Origin of the sequence: Rhodococcus sp. KRD197, assembly GCF_017168235.1 — a bacterium.
Lineage (GTDB): Bacteria > Actinomycetota > Actinomycetes > Mycobacteriales > Mycobacteriaceae > Rhodococcoides.
Window position 1 is genome coordinate 1 of the sequence record NZ_JABFAO010000079.1, and the last position, 493, is coordinate 493.

Genomic DNA, 493 nt, shown 5'->3' on the forward strand with positions numbered 1-493 from the left:
GGGTCGGTTTCGGCGGGTGGGATGACCTGCGGGTGGCCGTCTTCTCCCATCGCGAGTTGCCAGTCGGTGTTGTGGATCTGCCGGTGGCATTCGCTGCAGAGCAGGGCGAGGTTGTTCAGGTCTGTCGCGCCGCCGTTCTGCCAATACGTTATGTGATGGACTTCGCACCATTGCGCTGGGCGCCCGCACATGACGCAGCAGTGGTCGCGGATGGTGACGGCGTCGCGTTGGGCTGGTGTGGCGAGTCGGATGGTGCGTCCGAATGCGAGTGGGACGCCGTGTGCGTCGACGATGACGGGTGTGAGGTCGGCGTCGCAGGTGAGTAGTTCGGCGAGGTGGCGGCTGATGGGGCCGGTCCAGTCGAGGTGGAACGGCCAGCGCGGGTCGTCGGGTGTCGGCGGGCCACCCGCGCGGTCACCGGCCGTGCGTTGATCAGCGGCCCGGTCACCAGCAGCCCGGCCACCGCCACCGCCACCGCCTCCGCCGTTGCCAC

General features: G+C 69.0%; 1 protein-coding gene. It reads right to left on the reverse strand.

Annotation, left to right across the window (positions count from 1 at the left end):
* Positions 1 to 493 (reverse strand): HNH endonuclease (locus J1M86_RS25480; RefSeq protein ID WP_206511868.1); only part of this gene is annotated, 493 nt, incomplete at both ends.